The sequence below is a fragment of the Bradyrhizobium sp. CCBAU 11386 genome, from assembly GCF_028128955.1.
Lineage (GTDB): Bacteria > Pseudomonadota > Alphaproteobacteria > Rhizobiales > Xanthobacteraceae > Bradyrhizobium.
The window spans coordinates 1-1,189 of record NZ_LBKA01000009.1 but is presented as its reverse complement, the minus strand read 5'-3'; the positions used below and the strand labels follow the sequence as shown (position 1 = coordinate 1,189).

Sequence of the window (1,189 nt, the reverse complement as noted above, 5' to 3'; positions counted from 1 at the left end):
TTCATAGGCCTGCTCGACGCGTGCGACGTAACCAGCTTCCCGTTCGCGGATCTCCTTGATCCAATAGTCCCGGCCCGGGCCAGCCTTGCCGTAGGCACGGGGAGCCCCAGCCTTCAGAGCCACCTTCCGGAGTTTCATCGCCGTGAACGCTGGCCGCGCGTAAGCGTAGTCCTTCCCGGNGTCCAACCCCAGCTACTCAAGCTGCACCAAATGTGCGGAAGAACCCCTGATTGTCGTGCGCTTCCCACCCAGATTGTCGCGCTATAACTTCGCCCGCTTCCTCCACGATGGCAGGATCTGCTTGACCACGGATGGTGTTGAGAAGTCCTTACCTTCAGTTCGTGGCAACGTTTTTTGGTTTTTCCTTCCAAGCAGCCACCATGCGTTCGTAGGCCTGCTCGACGCGTGCGACGTAACCAGCTTCCCGTTCGCGGATTTCCTTGATCCAATAGTCCCGGCCCGGGCCAGCCTTGCCGTAGGCACGGGGAGCCCCAGCCTTCAGAGCCACCTTCCGGAGTTTCATCGCTGTGAACGCTGGCCGCGCGTAAGCGTAGTCCTTCCCGATCGTCAGGACGTGCCAGATCATGACTGCGAGCTTGCGCGCCGTCGCGACGGCTGCGACCCCGGCCCCGTGCTTTTTCTGCGTGCGGTTGAAGAATGCTCGCAACGGACCCGGCGCCGTCTTGGTTGACCACGCCGCCTCAACCAGCATCTTGCGGGCGTCACGGTTGCCCTGCTTCGAGATCCGGCCATGCCGTGCCGGGTGCTCGCCTGACTGCCGAACCCGCGGTGTCAACCCGAAATAGCTGCTGAGCTTATCCGGCGACGGGAAGCGTGCGATGTCGCCGATGGAGGCCAGTACACTCGATGCGACAACCGAACTCACGCCGGGGTCGTCATCAGCTTGAGAGCCCGTGGATCGTCCAGAGCCTGCTGGGCCACGACCTTGTCGATTTCCGCGAGTTGCTTCGTCACGCGTTCGAGTTCCACGATCAGACGCCGGAGCATTGCACGCTCCTCCGATGGAAGAGGCAGACTGTTCAGCCAATGCTGTCCGCGCTTGCCGAAGAGATAGCCTTTGTAGGGCGGGATGAGGTTAGCATGCAGGATGGCCTTCATGCGTCCTTTAATGNACGATCAGACGCCGGAGCATTGCACGCTCCTCCGATGGAAGAGGCAGACTGTTCAG

Annotated in this window: 2 protein-coding genes and 1 pseudogene; all 3 read right to left on the bottom strand. The window is 61.3% G+C overall.

From position 1 onward, the window contains the following. Positions 1-168: pseudogene (locus XI09_RS03120) on the bottom strand (IS110 family transposase); the annotation flags it as partial. Between the two features lie 166 nt (positions 169-334). After that, positions 335-886 (bottom strand): IS110 family transposase, encoded by a 552-nt coding sequence (locus XI09_RS03115; RefSeq protein WP_271565618.1) that lies wholly within the window; start codon positions 884-886, stop codon positions 335-337. Further along, a complete protein-coding gene (locus XI09_RS03110; protein ID WP_271565617.1) occupies positions 883-1,119 on the bottom strand; it encodes a hypothetical protein in 237 nt (78 codons plus the stop codon). The genes XI09_RS03115 and XI09_RS03110 overlap by 4 nt, the downstream gene beginning before the upstream one ends. Positions 1,120-1,189: the final 70 nt, after the last annotated feature.

Coding starts and splice junctions, on each gene's coding strand:
- XI09_RS03110 (WP_271565617.1), bottom strand. CDS start 1,119: ATGAAGGCCATCCTGCATGCTAACCTCATCCCGCCCTACAAAGGCTAT.